Origin of the sequence: Comamonas odontotermitis, assembly GCF_020080045.1 — a bacterium.
In the GTDB taxonomy this organism is placed as follows: domain Bacteria; phylum Pseudomonadota; class Gammaproteobacteria; order Burkholderiales; family Burkholderiaceae_C; genus Comamonas; species Comamonas odontotermitis.
Genome location: NZ_CP083451.1, coordinates 93,211 through 110,019 on the forward strand (window position 1 = coordinate 93,211; position 16,809 = coordinate 110,019).

Sequence of the window (16,809 nt, forward strand, 5' to 3'; positions counted from 1 at the left end):
GCTACCATCGCAGCCGAGGCATACACCGTTGCCCCTCCGTCCCTTTTCGGGGTTTTGGCCGTTTATCAATCTAGGAGCTGTTGGCGCTTGCTGGTGTTGGGTTTTGGCTATTTTCTGGCTTTAAATTCAATAAGGATGTGCGCTGGCAGCTATGGTTTTTTTGGATACCGCTGTGTCTGATTCCGTGCAACGCCCCGCTTCGTCTCCGCCACGCCCCAAGGCCCGTGCCACGATTGCCGATGTGGCGCAGGCGGCGCAGGTCTCCAAGGCTTCGGTGTCGCGCTACCTCAATGGCCGCATCGACATCCTGGCACCCGACATGGCCGAGCGCGTGCAGCAGGCGATTGCCCAGCTCAATTACCGGCCCAGCCCCATGGCGCAGGCGCTCAAGCATGGGCGCACGCGCCTTATCGGGTTGGCGGTGGCCGATGTGACCAACCCGTTCTCGGTGGCGGTGCTGCAGGGGGCCGAGAAGGCCTGCCAGGCTGCGGGCTACCTGCTGGTGCTGTTCAACCTGGGCAATGAGGCTGGCCGCGAGCGCGATGCCATGCACGCGCTGTCGGCCTACCAGCTCGACGGCATGATCCTCAACCGCGTCGAAACCAGCGCCCAGCTGTGGCACGACGCGCAGCTGCACGGCAAACCCATCGTGCTGGTGGACCGTTTCATGGAAGGCATGGATGCCGATTTCGTGACGGTGGACAACCCCGGCGTCATCCAGCTCGCGCTCGACCATCTGCAGGCCCAGGGTTTTGACGAGGTTTTGCTGGTGACTGAGCCGATTGCAGGCGTCAGCTCCCGTACTGCCCGCCAGCAGGCGTTTTTGCGCTACTTAAGCCGTAGCAAGATGCTGCAGGGATCGGTGTGGGAGAGTACGGCCCACAATGGCCCACAACTGCAGCAGCAGCTGGCGCAATGGCGGCAGGCCGCTGTGCAGGCGGGCCGCAGGCCTGCGGTGCTGGCTGGCAATGGCGTTGCCAGCCTGCGGGCGGCGAGCGCCATCCATGCGCTGGGCTGGGTGCCCGGGCAGGAGCTGGGCGTGATCGGCATCGACGAAACCGACTGGGCACCGCTGGTGGGCCCGGGCCTCTCCACGGTGGCCCAGCCTACCGATGCGCTGGGCCAGGCCGCCGCCCAGTGCCTGATCGAGCGCATTCAGGGCAAGCACAGCCCCGCGAGGAAGATCGAGTTACCGGGCACCATCATTGTGCGCGGCTCCACCGCGTCACCAAAGCGTTGATTTTTATCAACTTCTGAAACTGTTACGTAGCATCCTAGGAAAAACCCTAGTAACCAAACCGTAACCTGCGATTACACTCCGCGCACTGAAACCGGTTTCAAAGCGACGCATCGCCATGAACTACACGTTCCAATTCGACCAGGTGCTGGCCGCCTGGCCCCAGCTTTTGCAGGGCACCTGGGTCACGATCCAGTTGTCCTTTCTGGCCATGGCCATGGGCCTCGCGGTCGCCATCGTCTGTGCGTGGGGCAAGACCTCGGGCCCGGCGCCGCTGCGCTTTGTGATCAACGCCTATATCGAGCTGATCCGCAACACGCCGTTTCTGGTGCAGCTGTTTTTCTTCTTCTTTGCGCTGCCCGCCATCGGCCTGCGCTGGTCGCCACAGACCGCCGCGCTCGTGGCGATGGTGGTGAACCTGGGCGCGTACGCGACCGAGATCATCCGCGCCGGTATCGAGTCGATTCCCAAGGGGCAGATTGAGGCAGGACTGGCGCTGGATCTCAAGCGCTGGGAGATTTTTCGCTTCGTCATCTTGAAGCCCGCGCTCAAGACGATCTACCCAGCGCTCACCAGCCAGTTCATTTTGCTGATGCTGAGCTCAGCCGTGGTGTCGGTGATCTCGGCGGATGACCTGACCTCGGTCGCCGCCAACATCCAGTCCGAAACCTTCCGCAGTTTCGAGGTGTACATCGTCGTCGCCATCATCTATCTGGCGCTGTCGCTGGCCTTCAACCTGCTGTTCAAGCTCATCTACCAGATGTTCCTGAACTACCCCGACCGTCGCTGAGGAATACAAACATGCGTACTTTTGGTTGGTCTGAGCTGTGGTTCATCGTGGAAGCGGCCAAGTGGACGGTTGCGCTGTCTGCCATCGCCTTCATCGGTGGGGCACTCGTGGGCCTTATCGTGGCGCTCTCGCGCACGTCTGACAACCGTCTGGCGCGCGGCGTCGCCACGTTCTTTACCCAGATTTTTCAGGGCACGCCGCTGCTGCTGCAGCTGTTTCTGGTGTTCTTCGGTGCGCCGATCCTGGGTTTTGAGATCAACCCCTGGGTGGCAGCTGCCGCCGCGCTGATTCTCAACAGCGGCGCGTTCCTGGGCGAAATCTGGCGCGGCTGTATCCAGGCTGTGCCGCGCGGCCAGTGGGAAGCGGCCGATGCGCTGTCCCTGTCGTACTACTGGCGCATGCGCGCCGTGGTGTTGCCGCAGGCCATGAAGATTGCCGTAGCGCCCACCGTGGGCTATCTGGTGCAGATCATCAAGGGCACGTCGCTCGCCGCCATCATCGGCTTTACCGAGGTGACGCGCGCCGGCCAGATCATCAACAACGCCACCTTCCAGCCGATGCTGGTGTTCGGGGTTGTAGGCGCCGTCTATTTCATTCTGTGCTGGCCCCTGTCGCTGTGGGCTGGCCGCCTGGAAAAGCGCCAGGCCAAGGCTCTGGCCCGGTGATTCTGCCTTCCCCTTTTTTCCTTTCCCGTTGCGTTATCCAACCCATAGGAGACATGAACATGCAACTCTCGCGCCGCACTTTCACCACCGCCGCTGCCGCCCTGGCTGCCAGCGCCCTCCTGCCCCTCAGCGCTTCGGCGCAGTCGCTGGCCGATCTCAAGAAAAAAGGCAAGATCACCATCGGCATGCTGGTGGATTTCCCTCCCTACGGCATTCTGAACAGCAGCAACCAGCCTGACGGCTACGACGCCGATGTGGCCAAGCTGCTGGCCAAGGAGTGGGGCGTGACGGCCGACATCGTGCCCGTGACCGGCCCCAACCGCATTCCCTTCCTGCTGACCAACAAGGTCGACATGCTGATCGCATCGCTGGCCATCACGCCCGAGCGCGCCAAGCAGGTGCTGTTCTCCAAGCCCTACTCGGCCGCCTCGATCGTGCTGTTCGGCAACACCAAGACCGCCATCAAGGGCCCGGAAAACCTCAAAGGCCTGCGCGTGGGCGTGGCCCGTGCCTCGACGCAGGACGTGGCCGTGACCAAGGTGGCCCCGGAAGGCACGCAGATCCGCCGCTTTGATGACGATGCCTCGGCCATGCAGGCGCTGCTGTCCGGCCAGGTGGATGCCATTGGCTGCTCCATCACCGTGGCGGCCCAGATCGCCAAGCGCGCGCCTGCTGGCCAGTTTGAGAGCAAGTTCCAGCTGCTGCAGCAGAACATGGCCGTTGCCCTGCGCCCCGGCCAGGACGAAGTGGCCAATGCCGTCAACGATTTCATCGCCAGGAACACCGCCAACGGCGAGCTGAACAAGCTGTACCAGAAGTGGCTGGGCGCTGACTTGCCAAAACTGGACTAACCCCAAAACGGACCACCCCCTGAGGCGCTGTGCGCCTTCCCCCCTGAAAGGGGGACGACAGCAACGCTGCGGGGCGGCCCTTGCTGGCTGTCTCTTATCTTGGGCGTGCCAGTGCCGCGATCATCTTAAAAAACGACTGCTTTATGACCACCTCGCAAGATCCCATCATTCGCCTGCAAGGCGTGGAGAAATGGTATGGCAACTTTCAGGTGTTGACCGATATCAACCTCGACGTGCGCGCCGGGGAACGTATCGTCATCTGCGGGCCTTCTGGGTCGGGCAAATCGACGATGATCCGCTGCATCAACCGGCTCGAAGCCATCCAGAAGGGCAGGATCACCGTTGACGGCACCGATCTGACCGGCGACAGCAAGGCGATCGACACCGTCCGCAAGGAAGTGGGCATGGTGTTCCAGCAGTTCAACCTGTTTCCACACCTGACCATTCTGGAAAACTGCATGCTGGCGCCGATGCGCTCGCGCGGCCTTTCCAAGGAGGAGGCGCAGGAGCGCGCGATGAAATACCTCACACGCGTGCGCATCCCCGACCAGGCAGGCAAGTACCCCAGCCAGCTCTCGGGCGGCCAGCAGCAGCGTGTGGCAATTGCCCGCGCGCTGTGCATGGCGCCCAAGATCATGCTGTTTGACGAGCCCACCTCGGCGCTCGACCCCGAAATGGTCAAGGAAGTGCTCGACACCATGATCGGCCTGGCCGACGACGGCATGACCATGCTGTGCGTCACCCACGAAATGGGCTTTGCCCGCAGCGTGGCCGACCGCGTGATCTTCATGGCCGACGGCAAGATCATCGAGCAGGGCCCGCCCGCCGAGTTCTTTGACAACCCCAAGCACCCCAAGACCCAGCAGTTCCTGGGCCAGATCCTCAGCAACCATTGACACCCCCTGTGGCGCTGCGGGGCGCCCTTGCCCGGTGTGCGCCGATGGGCCACGCCAGTGCCTGAGAACGTGCGAAGTTTCTGCCGACTTTTTGCTCACTTATAGATAGCTGCTAGCGCTTGATGGACGAGCGCAAACGGCCAAAATCACCAAAAACCATGGCCTTGTCTGTGCACAACGCTGGCGCGCCAGCCCTCATCTCCCTCACCTCATTCGGCAATGCCGAAGTGCGCCGCCACGGCCAGCTGTACTTTGCCCGGCTCTCCCACGCCGCTGGCGCGAGCGGGGTGGAGGTACGCGAAGAGCTGCTGATCGACGCCGCTGACGAGCTGCCCGCCATTGCCGTCTATGTGCGTGCGCAGGGCCTGGACGTCGTCTACTCCTGCCCGCAGCCGTTGTTTGCGATGGACGGCGCACTCGATACCGCCGTGCTGCAGCACGCCATTGCGGCCGCCCAGACCCTGGGCGCCAGCTGGCTCAAGATGTCGATTGGCGGCTTTGCCCGGCAATCGGTGGCGCATTCGGCCACCGGGTTTGCCGCGCTCAAAGCCGCCATTGCAGAGGCTGGCATCACCTTGCTGATCGAGAACGACCAGACCGTGGGCGCGGGCACCGTGCAGGCCTTGCAGCGCTTTTTTGCCGCTGCCGATGCGGCGGGCCTATCCCTGCCCATGACTTTTGACATGGGCAACTGGCACTACCTGGGCGAATGCGCCTTGCAAGCCGCCCAGCTGTTTGCCAGCCGCGTGGCCTATGTGCATGCCAAGGGCGTGCAGCGCCTGCCTGCGAAATGGGTGGCCGTGCCGCTGGCCGAATCAGCCGCCGCCTGGCGCGCCATTCTGCGCGCCCTGCCCGGCGATGTGCCGCGCGCCATCGAATACCCGCTGATCGGCGACGACCTGCAGGCCGTCACCCGGCACGAGTTGGCCGTGCTGCGCGACGCCACCGCCCTGCAAAACCACTGAACCGCGAAAAAACCACAAGAGACACGGCCATGACCACCAAAACCTTCGACATCGCGACCTTCGGCGAAGCCATGATGCTGCTGATTGCCGACCGCCCTGGCCCGCTGGAGCAGGCCGAGTTCTTTACCAAGCGCATTGCAGGCGCCGAGATCAATGTGGCCACCGGGCTGGCACGCCTGGGTTTCAACACCCACTGGGCCAGCCGCCTGGGCGCCGACTCGATGGCCCGCTACCTCATCAACCAGATGAAGGGCGAAGGTGTGCATTGCGAGCATGTGGTGCTGGACCCTGCGCAGAAAACCGGCTTTCAGATCAAGGGCCGCACCGACGACGGCAGCGACCCGCAGGTGGAATACCACCGCAAGGGCTCGGCCGCGAGCCTGATGACGCCTGCCGACATCGACGAGCCCTGGCTTGCCGCAGCGCGCCACCTGCATGCCACCGGCGTGTTTGCCGCCATCTCCGATACCAGCCTGGCCACGGCCAAGCGCACGCTGGAAGTTGCGCGCGCATCTGGCAGCACCATCTCGTTCGATCCCAACCTGCGCCCCACGTTGTGGAAGGACGAAGCCACGATGCGCCGCGAGATCAATGCACTGGCTGCAGGGGCCGACTGGGTCTTTCCGGGCCTGGCCGAAGGCGAGCTGCTCACCGGCCACAAGACACCCGAAGCCATTGCACAGTTCTACCGCAGCCAGGGCGCACGCCTCGTCGTCGTCAAACTCGGCGAAGCAGGCGCTTACTTTGATGATGCGAAAGCAGGCACCGGCTATGTGGAAGGTTGCCCGGTCGACAAGGTGGTGGACACCGTGGGCGCGGGCGACGCCTTTGCCGTGGGGGTGATCAGCGGTCTGCTCGATGGCCACACCGTGCCGCAAGCCGTCAAGCGCGGCTGCTGGATTGGCGCGCTGCAGGTGCAGGTGCTCGGTGATTCGGAGGGCCTGCCCACCCGCGCCGCGTTGACAGCCGCCGGTTACTGAACCCACTCCGACGCCCAGGAGCTGCCATGACCCCATCCACACGCCGCCAGGTACTGGCTTTCCGCGAACTGCCCGACGACCAGCTCGCCCGCCTGCAAGCCGCGCATGCGGTGACGGTTGCCAACCCCCGCGTACCGGGCGAGCGCGATGCCTTTTTTGACGCCCTGCCGCAGGCCGAGGCGCTGATCGGCTCCAGCTACCCCATCACCGATGCCCTGCTCGACAGCGCGCCGCATCTGCAGGCCATCTCCAGCATCTCGGTGGGTGTGGACAACTACCCCCTGGCCAGCCTGCAGCAACGCGGCATTGCGCTGTGCCACACGCCGGGCGTGCTCACCGAGACCACCGCCGACACCATCTTCGCGCTGCTGATGGCCACCAGCCGCCGCATCCCCGAGCTGGCGCTGTTCGTGCGCTCGGGGCAGTGGCAGCGCAATATCGGCGAAGACCTGTTTGGCTGGGACGTGCATGGCAAGACAGTGGGTATTCTGGGCATGGGCCGCATTGGCCTGGCCCTGGCCCGCCGCGCGGCGCTGGGCTTTGGCATGCCCGTCATCTACAACAACCGCAGCACCGTACCCGAAGCCGAGCTGGGCGCCCTCGCCGGCCATGTGCGCTTTGTGGAGCGCGAGGCACTGCTGCGCGAGGCCGATTTCATCGTCTCGATGCTGCCCTCCACCCCAGAGACCCGCCACCTGCTGAACGCCGACGCCTTTGCACTGATGAAGCCCAGCGCCATCGTCATCAACGGCTCTCGCGGCGCCATCATCGACGAAGCCGCCCTGCTGCACGCGCTGGATGCCGACCAGATCCGCGCCGCAGGCCTGGACGTATTCGCCACCGAGCCGCTGCCGGTGGAATCGCCCCTGCGCACCCACCCCAAGGTGGTGGCGCTGCCGCACATCGGCTCGGCCACCCACGAAACGCGCTACGCGATGGCAGAGATGGCAGTGACGAATCTGCTACAGGTGCTGGAGGGTGAAAAGCCCGCAGGATGGTTTGATTTGGGCAAAGCCTGAATCCGAACAGCGCTTACTGCCCCACAGGGTCGCAGCGCACCTGGTTCATGTAGATGCTGCAGTTGTACTTGTTGCCCTGAAATGTGGCCTGGTAGCGCGTTGACTCACGGCGGCGGTCAAAGCCAAACACCTGTACATGCGCCTCGGTACTGCTGAAATAATCGGCAGTCCTGTCGGCGATGGCCTGGTCCGACAGGACGGCGTTGCTGCTGATCGGGCCCACCACATCGCAGCCCGAAAGCGCCAGCACCAGGGCGCAGGCGGCAGCCAGGCAGCCCAGACGAAGGGATGTCGCACGCATGGGGTTTCCTTGGATCGAGTTCATGGCAGATGCGCAACTGTCGCACAAACCCCGGGCCAGCAGCTGCAAACAAAGGTATCCGGGGGCCGCTCGCATGCGGCCCCAATCCCCTACGCCACCTGTGCCATAACCGCCAGCCGTTGCAGCGCCCACGCCCGCCAGGCTGGCTGCCCGCCTGCAGGTGCCTGCTTACGCCGCATGGGACAGCCCTGCGTTGGTGGCTGCGGCCTGCTTGCGGACATTCCAGCGCTGCCAGGCCTTTTCGTGAAAGAAGAAGGCAAACGCCTGTACCGTGGGTTCGAGCAGACTGAGTGTGAGCGACGCAATCAGGTTGCCGGTGACGGCATAGGCCACCATGGCCGCCACCGTGATATGGATGACGTAATAGCTGGCGGTCTTGCTGAGCGTCTGGCGGTTGTTGTGGAGGAGGCTGCGGAACTTAGACATGGCGTGCTTTCTGGATGGGTGGGCTATCAGTGTTTTTTGATGATAATTATTCTTATTTGCACAGTCCAATGAATCATGGCTACGGCGCGCATAGCCGGACCTTATGGCGGTCGCAATACCGCTATGATGCTCGGCAGCCGGCCAGCCCTGTGAGGGACAGGGGCCTGCTGCAATAGATCCATTGCGCGCACCACATACACAACAAGCCATGACCACGGACCAGCAACGCAGCTACACCGCACCCTGCCCGGGTTGTGGCGCACCTGTCGAATTTGCCAGCGCGCAAGCGGCCTACGCGGTATGCCCGTACTGCCAAAGCTCCATCGTCCGCGAAGGCGATGTGCTCCAGCGCATCGGCAAGATGGCCGAAATCTTCAACGACTACAGCCCCCTGAAGCTGGGCCAGACCGGCCAGTTCCAGAAGGGCAAGGACGGCAAGCCCGAAGGCTTTCGCCTGATCGGGCGGCTGCAGTACAAGGGCGATACCGGAAGCTGGAACGAATGGCTGGCGCTGACCGACGGCAACGAGATGGCCGTGGTGAGCGAGGACAACGGCCAGTTTGTGCTCGCCCGCGCCAGCGACGTTCCCGCGCGCAACCTGCCCGACGAGAGCCGCTGGCGCCCGGGCCAGAACGTGGCCATCAGCGGCGTGCAGTACAGCGTGACCAGCGTGGTGCACGCCCAGTTGATGGCCGCCGAGGGCGAAATGCCCAAAAAGCCAGAGCTGGGCAAGCCCTTTACCGTGGTGGAGCTTCGCTCGCAGGACGACCGCGTGCTGTCCATCGACTACAGCGAAGCACCGCCCTCCATCTACCTGGGCGAGCCGGTCAGGCTGACAGATCTGAAGATTGCCGGGCTCAAGGACACCTCGGCCAAGAAGGACAAGGGGCGGCACTTCAACTGCCCGCGCTGCGCGGCGCGGGTCGAGATCAAGCTGCAAACCACGCAGAGCCTCACCTGCCCGAGCTGCGGCAGCATCATCGATGTGTCGCAGGGCATTGGTGGCGAGCTGCGCGCTGCGCTGCAGGACGAGCCGGTGCAGCCGCTCATCCCGCTGGGCAAGCTAGGCACCTTTGCGGGCAGCAAATGGCAGGTGGTGGGTTTTCAGCACCGCATGGGCGTGGAGCCGGGCGACGACGAACACTTTGGCTGGGACGAGTACCTGCTCTACCACAGCAAGCAGGGTTTCCAGTTTCTGGTGAACAGCAGCGACGGCTGGAGCCTGGTCAAGACCCTGACGGGCGCGCCCAACTACCGTGCAGGCGCCAGCACCGCCACCTGGAACAAGCAGACCTACGAAAAGCAGTACAGCTACCTGGCGGAAACCACTTATGTGCAGGGCGAGTTCTACTGGCCGGTGGTGCGCGGCGACAAGACCGACAATGTGGACTTCGCGCGCGGCCAGGATGGCGTGCAGCTGCTCAACCTGGAGCAGGGCCGGCGCGAGGTGAACTGGTCGATGGGCCGCAAGCTGGCACCCGAGACCGTGGCAGCCGCCTTCGGCATGACCGACCAGCTGGCGCTGTTCAAGCCGACGAGCAGCTCGTTTTCCATGCCCAAGCTCGGCTGCATGCCGATCATCATCGGCCTGATCATTCTGTTCTTTCTGCTGATCTGGCTGTGGCCCAGCGGCTGCAACGCCGCCGACGAGCGGCGCAAGCTGGCGGCCGACCCCACCTACGTCAGCAAGTGCAGCACGGGCAGCAGCAGGTCTTCGGGCGGATCGTGGGGCGGCTACAGCTCTGGCGGAAGCCACAAATAGCGGGGCGCGCCCAGCTCAGCCGCAGGGCAAGGGCAAGCGGGCCCCTGGTTTTGATACCGGCAGACCACGCCATGGTGCGCATGGCCTGCCTTGATAGAGGAGTGTTGTGATGAATCTCGATTGGTTTCACCCGAATGCGTTCTTTGGCTCCATCCTGTTTGCCCTGGTGGGCGTGGTGGTGTTCTGGATCTGCTTTCTCATCATCGACAAGCTCACCCCGGTGGACATGTGGGGCGAGATTGTCGAAAAGCAGAACCTCGCCCTGGGCGTGGTGGTAGCTGCCATGTGCCTGGGCATCAGCATCATCGTGGCGGCAGCCATCGGCTAGCCGCCATATTTACTATCAAATAAATAGCTATAGGCGCTTTCTAGTAGGGCGCCACTGGCTACTTCGACCTCTATCCCTGCAGCCCGCAGGCATCTCGCCCCGTGTCTTCTTCTCCCCCCGCCGAAACCGCCGCTACCGACCCGCACGACGCGCTGGACTTCGGCCCCGGCATCGCTGCCAATCCGCAGGATTTGCCCCGCCGCGCCAGCCCGCTGGAAATCGCCATGCTGTTCAGCGTGTTCGTCGTCGCAGCCTGCGGCCTGCTGTACGAGCTGGCTGCCGCCGCGCTGGCGTCTTACCTGCTGGGCGATTCGGTGCTGCAGTTCTCCACCATCATCGGCACCTACCTGTTTGCCATGGGCATCGGCTCGTGGCTCTCGCGCTACCTGGTGCGCGAGCTGCCGGCGCACTTTCTGCGCATCGAGCTGATGGTAGCCCTGGTGGGCGGCGCGCTGCCCGCCGTGCTTTCGCTCGTCAACGCCTACGTGCCCACGGCTTTCCACTGGATGCTGTACGGCACGGTGCTCGTGGTGGGTACGCTCGTGGGGCTGGAGATTCCGCTGGTCATGCGCATCTTGAAGCGCAACGTGGTGCTGCGCGATCTCGTCTCCAAGGTGCTGACCTTTGACTACCTGGGCGCGCTGGCCGTGTCGCTGGCGTTTCCGCTGCTGCTGGTGCCGCACCTGGGGCTGATCCGTACCGGCCTGGTGTTCGGCCTGCTGAATGCGCTGGTGGCTGTGTGGGCGCTGTTTCTCTTCAAGGATGAGCTGCGCCGCTTTGCCAGCCATGTGCTGGCGTGCCTGCTGGTGATCGGCGCGCTGATCGGCGGCCTGGCGGGTGCGGACAAGATCACCTCGCTCACCGAAGATCACTTCTACCAGGAACCCATCGTGCTGGCGCGCAGCACGCCCTACCAGCGCATCGTCGTCACCCAGGGCAAGCGCGGCACGCGCCTGTACCTCAACGGCAACCTCCAGTTTGCGCAGAGCGACGAATACCGCTATCACGAAGCCCTGGTGCACCCCGTGATGAGCCGTTTTGGCGCGCCGCGCAAGGTGGCCGTTCTGGGCGGCGGCGACGGCATGGCCGTGCGCGAAGTGCTCAAGTACCCCTCTGTCGAATCGGTGACCCTGGTGGAGCTGGACCCGGCCATGACCGACCTGTTCAAGAACGTGCCCAGCATGCAGGCACTCAACAGCAATGCGCTGAACAACCCCAAGGTCACCATCATCAACACCGACGCCTTTCAGTGGGCGCAGCAGACCGAAGAGGTGTTTGACGTCATCATCGTGGACTTTCCCGATCCCACCAACTTTGCCGTGGGCAAGCTGTTCACCAACAGCTTCTACTCCATGCTCAGCCAGCACCTGGCCGCCAGCGGCTTTGCAGTCATCCAGACCACCTCGCCGCTGATTGCGCGCCAGAGCTTCTGGACTGTGGTGAACACCGTCGAATCGGTAGGCCTGACAGCCACGCCCTACCACGCCCATGTGCCCAGCTTTGGCGAATGGGGCTTCGTGATTGCCAGCCGCCGCCCCTGGAGCCTGCCCTCTACCCTGCCCGTCGGCATGCGCTTTTTGAGCCTGCCCAGCCTGCCACTGCTGTTCGATTTTCCGCCCGACATGGCGCGTGTGCCGACCGAAGTCAACCGCCTCTCCAACCAGGTGCTGGTACACACCTACGAGCGCGAATGGGGGAAGGTGGCGCATTGATGGTGGAACACCCCCCTGAGGCGCTGCGGGGCGGATGGCCCGTATGACAGCCATGCAACGCCGCACCGTGTTGAAAGGCGCCGCCGCACTGGCGGCCAGCACGGCCCTGCCCGGCTGCAAACCCCTGGCGCCCTCCACCAGCGCCGCCCACATCACCGGTGGTTTTATCGGCCAATCGTGGGACCGAGGCCATGCCATGCGCGACCGCCTGCGGCAAGGCCTGCCCCTGCCCGCGCCCAGCCACACCCACCGCGTGCAGGTGCTGATTGCAGGCGGCGGCATTGCCGCACTGTCGGCGGCGCGCGCGCTGCGCCATGCAGGCGTGAGCGACGTGGCCCTGCTGGAGCTGGAAGACACTGCCGGTGGCAACAGCCGCGGTGGCAGCATGGAAGGCCTGCGCTGCCCGCTGGGCGCCCACTACCTGCCCGTACCTGGCGACGATGCCCCCGAAGTGCAGGATCTGCTCGAAGAACTCGGGGTGCGCGAACGCGTGGCGGGCCGCTGGCAGTACCGCGACGAATACCTGTGCTTCAGCCCCCAGGAGCGCCTGTTCATCCATGGCGAATGGGTCGAGGGCCTGCTGCCCACCCACGAAGTGCCCGCCAGCACCCTGGCCCAGTACCAGCGCTTTGCGCAACTGGTGGCCAGTGCCATGCAGGCGCAGCGCTTCACCATGCCGGTCGCGCATAGCTGGCAACAAAATAAAGGGCTAACGTCCGCCCATAAAGCGCTGGATGCTATTACTTTTGACGCATGGCTCGCCCAGCACCAATTGGACGACGCCCACCTGCGCTGGTACCTCGACTACGCCTGTCTGGACGACTTTGGTGCAGGCTGCAGGCATGTCTCCGCCTGGGCCGGCCTGCACTACTTTGCCAGCCGCCACGGCTTTCAGGCCCCCGGCCCCGCAGATACGGCCACCGAAGAGCAGCACGACGCCGTGCTCACCTGGCCGCAGGGCAACGGCTGGCTGGCCGAGCAACTGGCAGCGCCCACAGCGCAAGCGGGCTGGCTGCACACGGGCCATACCGTGCTGCGCATTGCCGAAGAACCTGGCGGCGTCACCATCGACAGCTACAACAGCGCCACGCAGAACATCGAGCGCTGGCAGGCGGCGCACTGCATCGTGGCGCTGCCCACCTTCATCGCCGCGCGCGTGGTGCGGAATGCGCCAGATTTTCTGCACGCCGCCGTGCAGGCGCTCGACTGGGCGCCCTGGCTCGTCACCAACATCCACATCCGCGAGCCGCTGGCCGACCGCCCCGGCGCCGAACTGGCCTGGGACAATGTTTTGTACGACGATGTGGCGCGCGGTGGCCTCGGCTACGTCAACGCCGGCCACCAGCGCCTCAATGCCCTGCAGCAGCTGCCCACGGTACTGACCTGCTACCGCGCCCTGGGCGGCATGGCAGCCGCAGACACCCCACGCGCCGCGCGCCAGCAACTGCTGGATGCACCATGGGAAAACGTGCGCGACCAGACCCTCGCCACCCTGGCCCGCGCCCATGCGGACATCTACGAAAAAGCCACCCGCATTGACGTGATGCGCTACGGCCACGCCATGGCCATCCCCAAGCCCGGCGCGCAAACCATTTTGAGCCAGATCGGCCACTGGCGCACAACAGGCGCGCGCCATTCGCTATCAAATGCAAAGTACCCCACCCCCAGCACCGCCCGCCTGCACTTCGCCCACAGCGACTGGTCGGGCTACTCGGTATTTGAAGAGGCTTTCACGCGTGGGTGGTATGCGGGGTTAGGCGCTGCCCTCGCATCCGGTTTGTAAGGTTCGCCCATCCATCCAGCGGCTGAAAGTTGGGGTTGGTGTCTTCCGTCACATTGCCCCAGACGTCATAGCTCAACTGCTGTTTGACTTCATTTGTGACAGTGGTACAAAACATTCTCGCTCTACTCAGTGAATTGAAATCATTTATTGAACACTATATAAAATATACATACGAGATAAATTATATAAATAATGGTTGAATATTTCAATATAGACAAAGATGATTTAATCTTCTCATTTTCAACTTTACCAAAGAAAACCATCTTCCAGAATTTCGGAACATTTTTCAAATTATCATTTGAAAATATAGAAAAATTACCAAAATTCATCCACAATGATAAATCCTCTTTCTTCATCAATCTCACAATATATTCTACATAGAAATTTAAAAACAATGCAAAGAAAAAGCCAATACTGGAAAGTATAAAGTCGGGGTCATTCATCTAAATTTTCTTCCAAATATAGTTCTTTGCAGTCGCTCTGTTCATCTCTATGCCTTAATCCTGAGCTTGAGCTAAGTAAGAGTTGTTGCTGGATGGCAGAGCCCTTCATGAAATTGAACTACCAAAAAATCAAGATCAGTTCACCGCTCTCTATGCACTAAGCATTTTCATTTTTAGACATTCTGGGCGTAACAAATCGACGAGCAATCCATACATCAAGCAGCCAAGCAGGGGGAATGAGCAACGCATATGAGATGATTCCCGTAGCATCATCCAACGCTAAGCGCAAAGTAGTTGCAAACAGCCAAAAAATGGGTGCGGCCAAACAAGCTTCAATTATTCTTATTGCCCGTATATCAGTGTATACATCAACATGGCATGCAGGGCATACTGAATGCGATTTGCTATACAAAGCTAAATACATAAGGCCACAGCCAGGGCACCCTGATGGTCTATAGCCTTTTTGAAATCGATCCTTCATATTTTTAGCATCCACATTGATACGCAATTGTCTATTTTTTGTAAAATTCGACAGTATTCAATTGAATTGAAGAATGAGCTCATGATTCAAAAATTTTCACCCATTGAAGAGTAGAAGCCAAATTGCAAATTAACATTATGTTGCACTAGCAATTCTGCAAGTTCCGATGTAATTAATGGGCCCCCACCAGTACCATTACTCTCCCAATAAAACTGCAATAGAAACTCAAAGCCTAGGTTTCGCAATCTAGTCAGAGAAAATTCAGGATTAATTTGATCCAGCACCCAAGAAATATGTTTGTAAACATCGAATCCATCAACAGCCCCTTCGCTGCTAAAAACCCAATGGTATTGAGGCAAATCTTTTCTTTTGAATACACCTTTGGTAGCCAAGCGATCAAAACTCGCTATTCGCTCTGGCGATTCATCGTCCGTGAAAATTATCTCCAATTTTCTCTTCAGAAAATTTCTTGGTAACTCAGATTTAATATCGGATCTGATATGAAGTGTGCAGTAATCTTTCATATCAAATTACTCCTCGCTACCGCCACGCATACCACCTCGTGCACCCCCGCGAAGTAACTCATTGGTTTTTGGTTTTCCTTTGGTTTGATCTCTGCGATTTGAGAATTCATTTTTGAATATTTTCTTATATAAATTCTTAATAAAAGCAATGTATCCAATTATAAATATTGGCAGCAAGGCCAACGTCCCCACAAATCTTGGAATATGACCCGAAGGATTTTGAATCATTAAAGAATCAGCTGAAGGATTAATTAGGATTGATACCAAACCCAAAACTGCCAGCAAGCCGATGACAAACGAAATAAGTAGAAATATTTCTCTCATAATTCATCGAAGCCCAATTATTATTTCACATAAAAAACACTCCTTACCCTTGTCGCAAACTCCTTTTCTTGTATTAATTTATTTTTCCTTTTCATAGATTTTTTTATTATTCTTTATTTTTTCTCTATATTTTTTAAATTCTTTATATATTCCAATTCCCCCTACAATAATTGCAACCAATAACACTGGAGCCATGCCCATAAGCACTACTACTGGAGATGTAGTTAGTACTTCTTTTGAATATGCATCAAAAGAGCAAATATAAAAAATAACGAATACGATAAAATTCATAGCTTTGACATAGATGGACCACAGTGAAGTCTGCACCCCTCATCTTTAGTGCACATGTTTTTCTCGCTTTTTCCCCAGCAAATAAATTGGCATGATTGCCCCGACAGGGGTGCTCCTGTTGGGCCCGCCAAAAAACCAGGGGCGCTTGTTTCTATAGAAGGATATCTATTCTGACCAGTTATAGAGTTTATTAAATTCCCTGCAGGCTCGCTTAATCCATTTACTATCTCTGTGGTTGAAGGCGATCTGATGACCGCACTCGGAGGGAGGGGATTTAGCTCAGGATTTCTTCTTAATTCACGACTGCTCGGAGTAGTCTGGGGACGCCCAAATGGTGATCCGAATGAAAGACCTCTTTGCAGTCCGTTCAAATCAATAAAATTAACCGGGTCCTGTAGTACATACCCGTACAAATTGGGATCCCCACCCTCGAAAAGAATCGGGTCTTTTGCAGTCCAACGCCCAGTCTCAGCATCGTAATCCCGAGCCCCGAATCGCGTCAGGCCCGTATCTGGGTCGTACAGCCCCCCAGCAAACCCAAAGGGCTGGAAGTTGGGGTTGGTGTCTTCCGTTACATGGCCCCAAGCCGCTGTCAACTCAATGTATCTGACCATCTTCCGGTCTTGGTCGTAGGCCATCCGCCAATATTTTCATTAACATTCAGTGCCCCCACCCCAACCGAGTAGGCATACCGCCATTCCTGAATAAATCAGCAGCATCACGCCGACTACAAGTATTAGGAAGCCAGCTAGCATTGCACCCCAGCCATTAAGATAAAAAGATGGTTCTCTTCCTTCAGTTCCCACCGGTACTGACCGTTGACACATCCACAATAGACCAGTTGCAATGCAAGCAACACCAAGCACTTTCACCGCTGCTTTTATACCGAACATAAAATGCGCGGCGATAAAGGCGATGAAAAAGGCAAGCCCCGTAAACCATTCAATTTGATGACGCTTTTCAGAGTTCATTTCTTGCCAGAATAAATGGTGATCTGCACACCGACGTGT

At 59.9% G+C, this 16,809-nt stretch carries 19 protein-coding genes; 12 read left to right on the forward strand and 7 right to left on the reverse strand.

Annotation, left to right across the window (positions count from 1 at the left end; genetic code table 11):
* Nucleotides 1–172 precede the first annotated feature (172 nt).
* The 8 genes from LAD35_RS00410 to LAD35_RS00445 all read left to right on the forward strand — a co-directional run bounded on the left by LAD35_RS00410 (nucleotide 173) and on the right by LAD35_RS00445 (nucleotide 7,403).
* On the forward strand, nucleotides 173–1,240 hold the full coding sequence (locus LAD35_RS00410) for a LacI family DNA-binding transcriptional regulator (RefSeq protein WP_224150808.1): 1,068 nt from the start codon (nucleotides 173–175) through the stop codon (nucleotides 1,238–1,240).
* Between the two features lie 115 nt (nucleotides 1,241–1,355).
* Nucleotides 1,356–2,027 (forward strand): amino acid ABC transporter permease, encoded by a 672-nt coding sequence (locus LAD35_RS00415; protein ID WP_184710744.1) that lies wholly within the window; start codon nucleotides 1,356–1,358, stop codon nucleotides 2,025–2,027.
* 11 nt (nucleotides 2,028–2,038) lie between these two features.
* On the forward strand, nucleotides 2,039–2,692 hold the full coding sequence (locus tag LAD35_RS00420; protein WP_224150809.1) for an amino acid ABC transporter permease: 654 nt from the start codon (nucleotides 2,039–2,041) through the stop codon (nucleotides 2,690–2,692).
* A 53-nt stretch (nucleotides 2,693–2,745) separates the two neighbouring features.
* Complete coding sequence (locus LAD35_RS00425; protein WP_224150810.1) at nucleotides 2,746–3,543, forward strand: transporter substrate-binding domain-containing protein; 798 nt, start codon at nucleotides 2,746–2,748, stop codon at nucleotides 3,541–3,543.
* Between the two features lie 143 nt (nucleotides 3,544–3,686).
* Entirely contained in the window at nucleotides 3,687–4,439 is a 753-nt protein-coding gene (locus LAD35_RS00430) for an amino acid ABC transporter ATP-binding protein (RefSeq protein WP_317986724.1), read from the forward strand.
* A gap of 158 nt (nucleotides 4,440–4,597) precedes the next feature.
* The gene (locus LAD35_RS00435; protein ID WP_224150811.1) at nucleotides 4,598–5,404 is read left to right on the forward strand and encodes a sugar phosphate isomerase/epimerase family protein; all 807 of its coding nucleotides are present in this window, start codon (nucleotides 4,598–4,600) and stop codon (nucleotides 5,402–5,404) included.
* A 29-nt stretch (nucleotides 5,405–5,433) separates the two neighbouring features.
* Nucleotides 5,434–6,384 (forward strand): sugar kinase, encoded by a 951-nt coding sequence (locus tag LAD35_RS00440; RefSeq protein WP_224150812.1) that lies wholly within the window; start codon nucleotides 5,434–5,436, stop codon nucleotides 6,382–6,384.
* Between the two features lie 26 nt (nucleotides 6,385–6,410).
* The gene (locus tag LAD35_RS00445) at nucleotides 6,411–7,403 is read left to right on the forward strand and encodes a 2-hydroxyacid dehydrogenase (RefSeq protein WP_224150813.1); all 993 of its coding nucleotides are present in this window, start codon (nucleotides 6,411–6,413) and stop codon (nucleotides 7,401–7,403) included.
* 13 nt (nucleotides 7,404–7,416) lie between these two features.
* On the opposite strand, the gene LAD35_RS00450 is transcribed toward LAD35_RS00445, so the two are convergent.
* Together LAD35_RS00450 and LAD35_RS00455 are read right to left on the reverse strand one after the other, a co-directional pair.
* Nucleotides 7,417–7,704, reverse strand: a complete 288-nt coding sequence (locus LAD35_RS00450) for a hypothetical protein (protein WP_224150814.1) — start codon at nucleotides 7,702–7,704, stop codon at nucleotides 7,417–7,419.
* Nucleotides 7,705–7,893: 189 nt separating this feature from the next.
* Nucleotides 7,894–8,151 carry a DUF2061 domain-containing protein gene (locus LAD35_RS00455; RefSeq protein ID WP_224150815.1) on the reverse strand — a complete coding sequence of 86 codons (258 nt, stop codon included), beginning with the start codon at nucleotides 8,149–8,151 and terminating at the stop codon, nucleotides 7,894–7,896.
* A 208-nt stretch (nucleotides 8,152–8,359) separates the two neighbouring features.
* On the opposite strand from LAD35_RS00455, the gene LAD35_RS00460 reads away from it, so the two are divergent.
* The 4 genes from LAD35_RS00460 to LAD35_RS00475 all read left to right on the forward strand — a co-directional run bounded on the left by LAD35_RS00460 (nucleotide 8,360) and on the right by LAD35_RS00475 (nucleotide 13,736).
* Nucleotides 8,360–9,913, forward strand: coding sequence for a DUF4178 domain-containing protein (locus tag LAD35_RS00460; protein ID WP_224150816.1), 1,554 nt, complete (start codon nucleotides 8,360–8,362; stop codon nucleotides 9,911–9,913).
* Nucleotides 9,914–10,022: 109 nt separating this feature from the next.
* Entirely contained in the window at nucleotides 10,023–10,241 is a 219-nt protein-coding gene (locus tag LAD35_RS00465) for a DUF350 domain-containing protein (RefSeq protein WP_184710764.1), read from the forward strand.
* A gap of 224 nt (nucleotides 10,242–10,465) precedes the next feature.
* On the forward strand, nucleotides 10,466–11,953 hold the full coding sequence (locus LAD35_RS00470) for a polyamine aminopropyltransferase (protein WP_224152852.1): 1,488 nt from the start codon (nucleotides 10,466–10,468) through the stop codon (nucleotides 11,951–11,953).
* Between the two features lie 43 nt (nucleotides 11,954–11,996).
* Nucleotides 11,997–13,736, forward strand: coding sequence for an FAD-dependent oxidoreductase (locus LAD35_RS00475; protein ID WP_224150817.1), 1,740 nt, complete (start codon nucleotides 11,997–11,999; stop codon nucleotides 13,734–13,736).
* Between the two features lie 1,010 nt (nucleotides 13,737–14,746).
* Here LAD35_RS00475 and LAD35_RS00480 read toward each other — a convergent pair.
* From LAD35_RS00480 to LAD35_RS00500, 5 genes are all read right to left on the reverse strand, one after another.
* Complete coding sequence (locus LAD35_RS00480; protein ID WP_224150818.1) at nucleotides 14,747–15,184, reverse strand: hypothetical protein; 438 nt, start codon at nucleotides 15,182–15,184, stop codon at nucleotides 14,747–14,749.
* Between the two features lie 6 nt (nucleotides 15,185–15,190).
* Nucleotides 15,191–15,508, reverse strand: a complete 318-nt coding sequence (locus tag LAD35_RS00485) for a hypothetical protein (protein WP_224150819.1) — start codon at nucleotides 15,506–15,508, stop codon at nucleotides 15,191–15,193.
* A gap of 78 nt (nucleotides 15,509–15,586) precedes the next feature.
* Nucleotides 15,587–15,799, reverse strand: coding sequence for a hypothetical protein (locus tag LAD35_RS00490; protein ID WP_224150820.1), 213 nt, complete (start codon nucleotides 15,797–15,799; stop codon nucleotides 15,587–15,589).
* A complete protein-coding gene (locus LAD35_RS22360; RefSeq protein WP_396022765.1) occupies nucleotides 15,796–16,437 on the reverse strand; it encodes an RHS repeat-associated core domain-containing protein in 642 nt (213 codons plus the stop codon). The genes LAD35_RS00490 and LAD35_RS22360 overlap by 4 nt, the downstream gene beginning before the upstream one ends.
* 15 nt (nucleotides 16,438–16,452) lie before the next feature.
* Entirely contained in the window at nucleotides 16,453–16,770 is a 318-nt protein-coding gene (locus LAD35_RS00500) for a hypothetical protein (protein WP_224150821.1), read from the reverse strand.
* Between the last annotated feature and the right edge of the window lie 39 nt (nucleotides 16,771–16,809).

Excerpts from the sequence above, each read along its gene's own strand:
- LAD35_RS00445 (WP_224150813.1), top strand. The coding sequence starts at position 6,411 with ATGACCCCATCCACACGCCGCCAGGTACTGGCTTTCCGCGAACTGCCC.
- LAD35_RS00430 (WP_317986724.1), top strand. The coding sequence starts at position 3,687 with ATGACCACCTCGCAAGATCCCATCATTCGCCTGCAAGGCGTGGAGAAA.
- LAD35_RS00450 (WP_224150814.1), bottom strand. The coding sequence starts at position 7,704 with ATGCGTGCGACATCCCTTCGTCTGGGCTGCCTGGCTGCCGCCTGCGCC.
- LAD35_RS00420 (WP_224150809.1), top strand. The coding sequence starts at position 2,039 with ATGCGTACTTTTGGTTGGTCTGAGCTGTGGTTCATCGTGGAAGCGGCC.
- LAD35_RS00465 (WP_184710764.1), top strand. The coding sequence starts at position 10,023 with ATGAATCTCGATTGGTTTCACCCGAATGCGTTCTTTGGCTCCATCCTG.
- LAD35_RS00455 (WP_224150815.1), bottom strand. The coding sequence starts at position 8,151 with ATGTCTAAGTTCCGCAGCCTCCTCCACAACAACCGCCAGACGCTCAGC.
- LAD35_RS00480 (WP_224150818.1), bottom strand. The coding sequence starts at position 15,184 with ATGAAAGATTACTGCACACTTCATATCAGATCCGATATTAAATCTGAG.
- LAD35_RS00475 (WP_224150817.1), top strand. The coding sequence starts at position 11,997 with ATGACAGCCATGCAACGCCGCACCGTGTTGAAAGGCGCCGCCGCACTG.
- LAD35_RS00460 (WP_224150816.1), top strand. The coding sequence starts at position 8,360 with ATGACCACGGACCAGCAACGCAGCTACACCGCACCCTGCCCGGGTTGT.
- LAD35_RS00500 (WP_224150821.1), bottom strand. The coding sequence starts at position 16,770 with ATGAACTCTGAAAAGCGTCATCAAATTGAATGGTTTACGGGGCTTGCC.
- LAD35_RS00435 (WP_224150811.1), top strand. The coding sequence starts at position 4,598 with ATGGCCTTGTCTGTGCACAACGCTGGCGCGCCAGCCCTCATCTCCCTC.
- LAD35_RS00415 (WP_184710744.1), top strand. The coding sequence starts at position 1,356 with ATGAACTACACGTTCCAATTCGACCAGGTGCTGGCCGCCTGGCCCCAG.
- LAD35_RS00490 (WP_224150820.1), bottom strand. The coding sequence starts at position 15,799 with ATGAATTTTATCGTATTCGTTATTTTTTATATTTGCTCTTTTGATGCA.
- LAD35_RS00485 (WP_224150819.1), bottom strand. The coding sequence starts at position 15,508 with ATGAGAGAAATATTTCTACTTATTTCGTTTGTCATCGGCTTGCTGGCA.
- LAD35_RS00440 (WP_224150812.1), top strand. The coding sequence starts at position 5,434 with ATGACCACCAAAACCTTCGACATCGCGACCTTCGGCGAAGCCATGATG.
- LAD35_RS22360 (WP_396022765.1), bottom strand. The coding sequence starts at position 16,437 with ATGGCCTACGACCAAGACCGGAAGATGGTCAGATACATTGAGTTGACA.
- LAD35_RS00425 (WP_224150810.1), top strand. The coding sequence starts at position 2,746 with ATGAACATGCAACTCTCGCGCCGCACTTTCACCACCGCCGCTGCCGCC.
- LAD35_RS00470 (WP_224152852.1), top strand. The coding sequence starts at position 10,466 with ATGCTGTTCAGCGTGTTCGTCGTCGCAGCCTGCGGCCTGCTGTACGAG.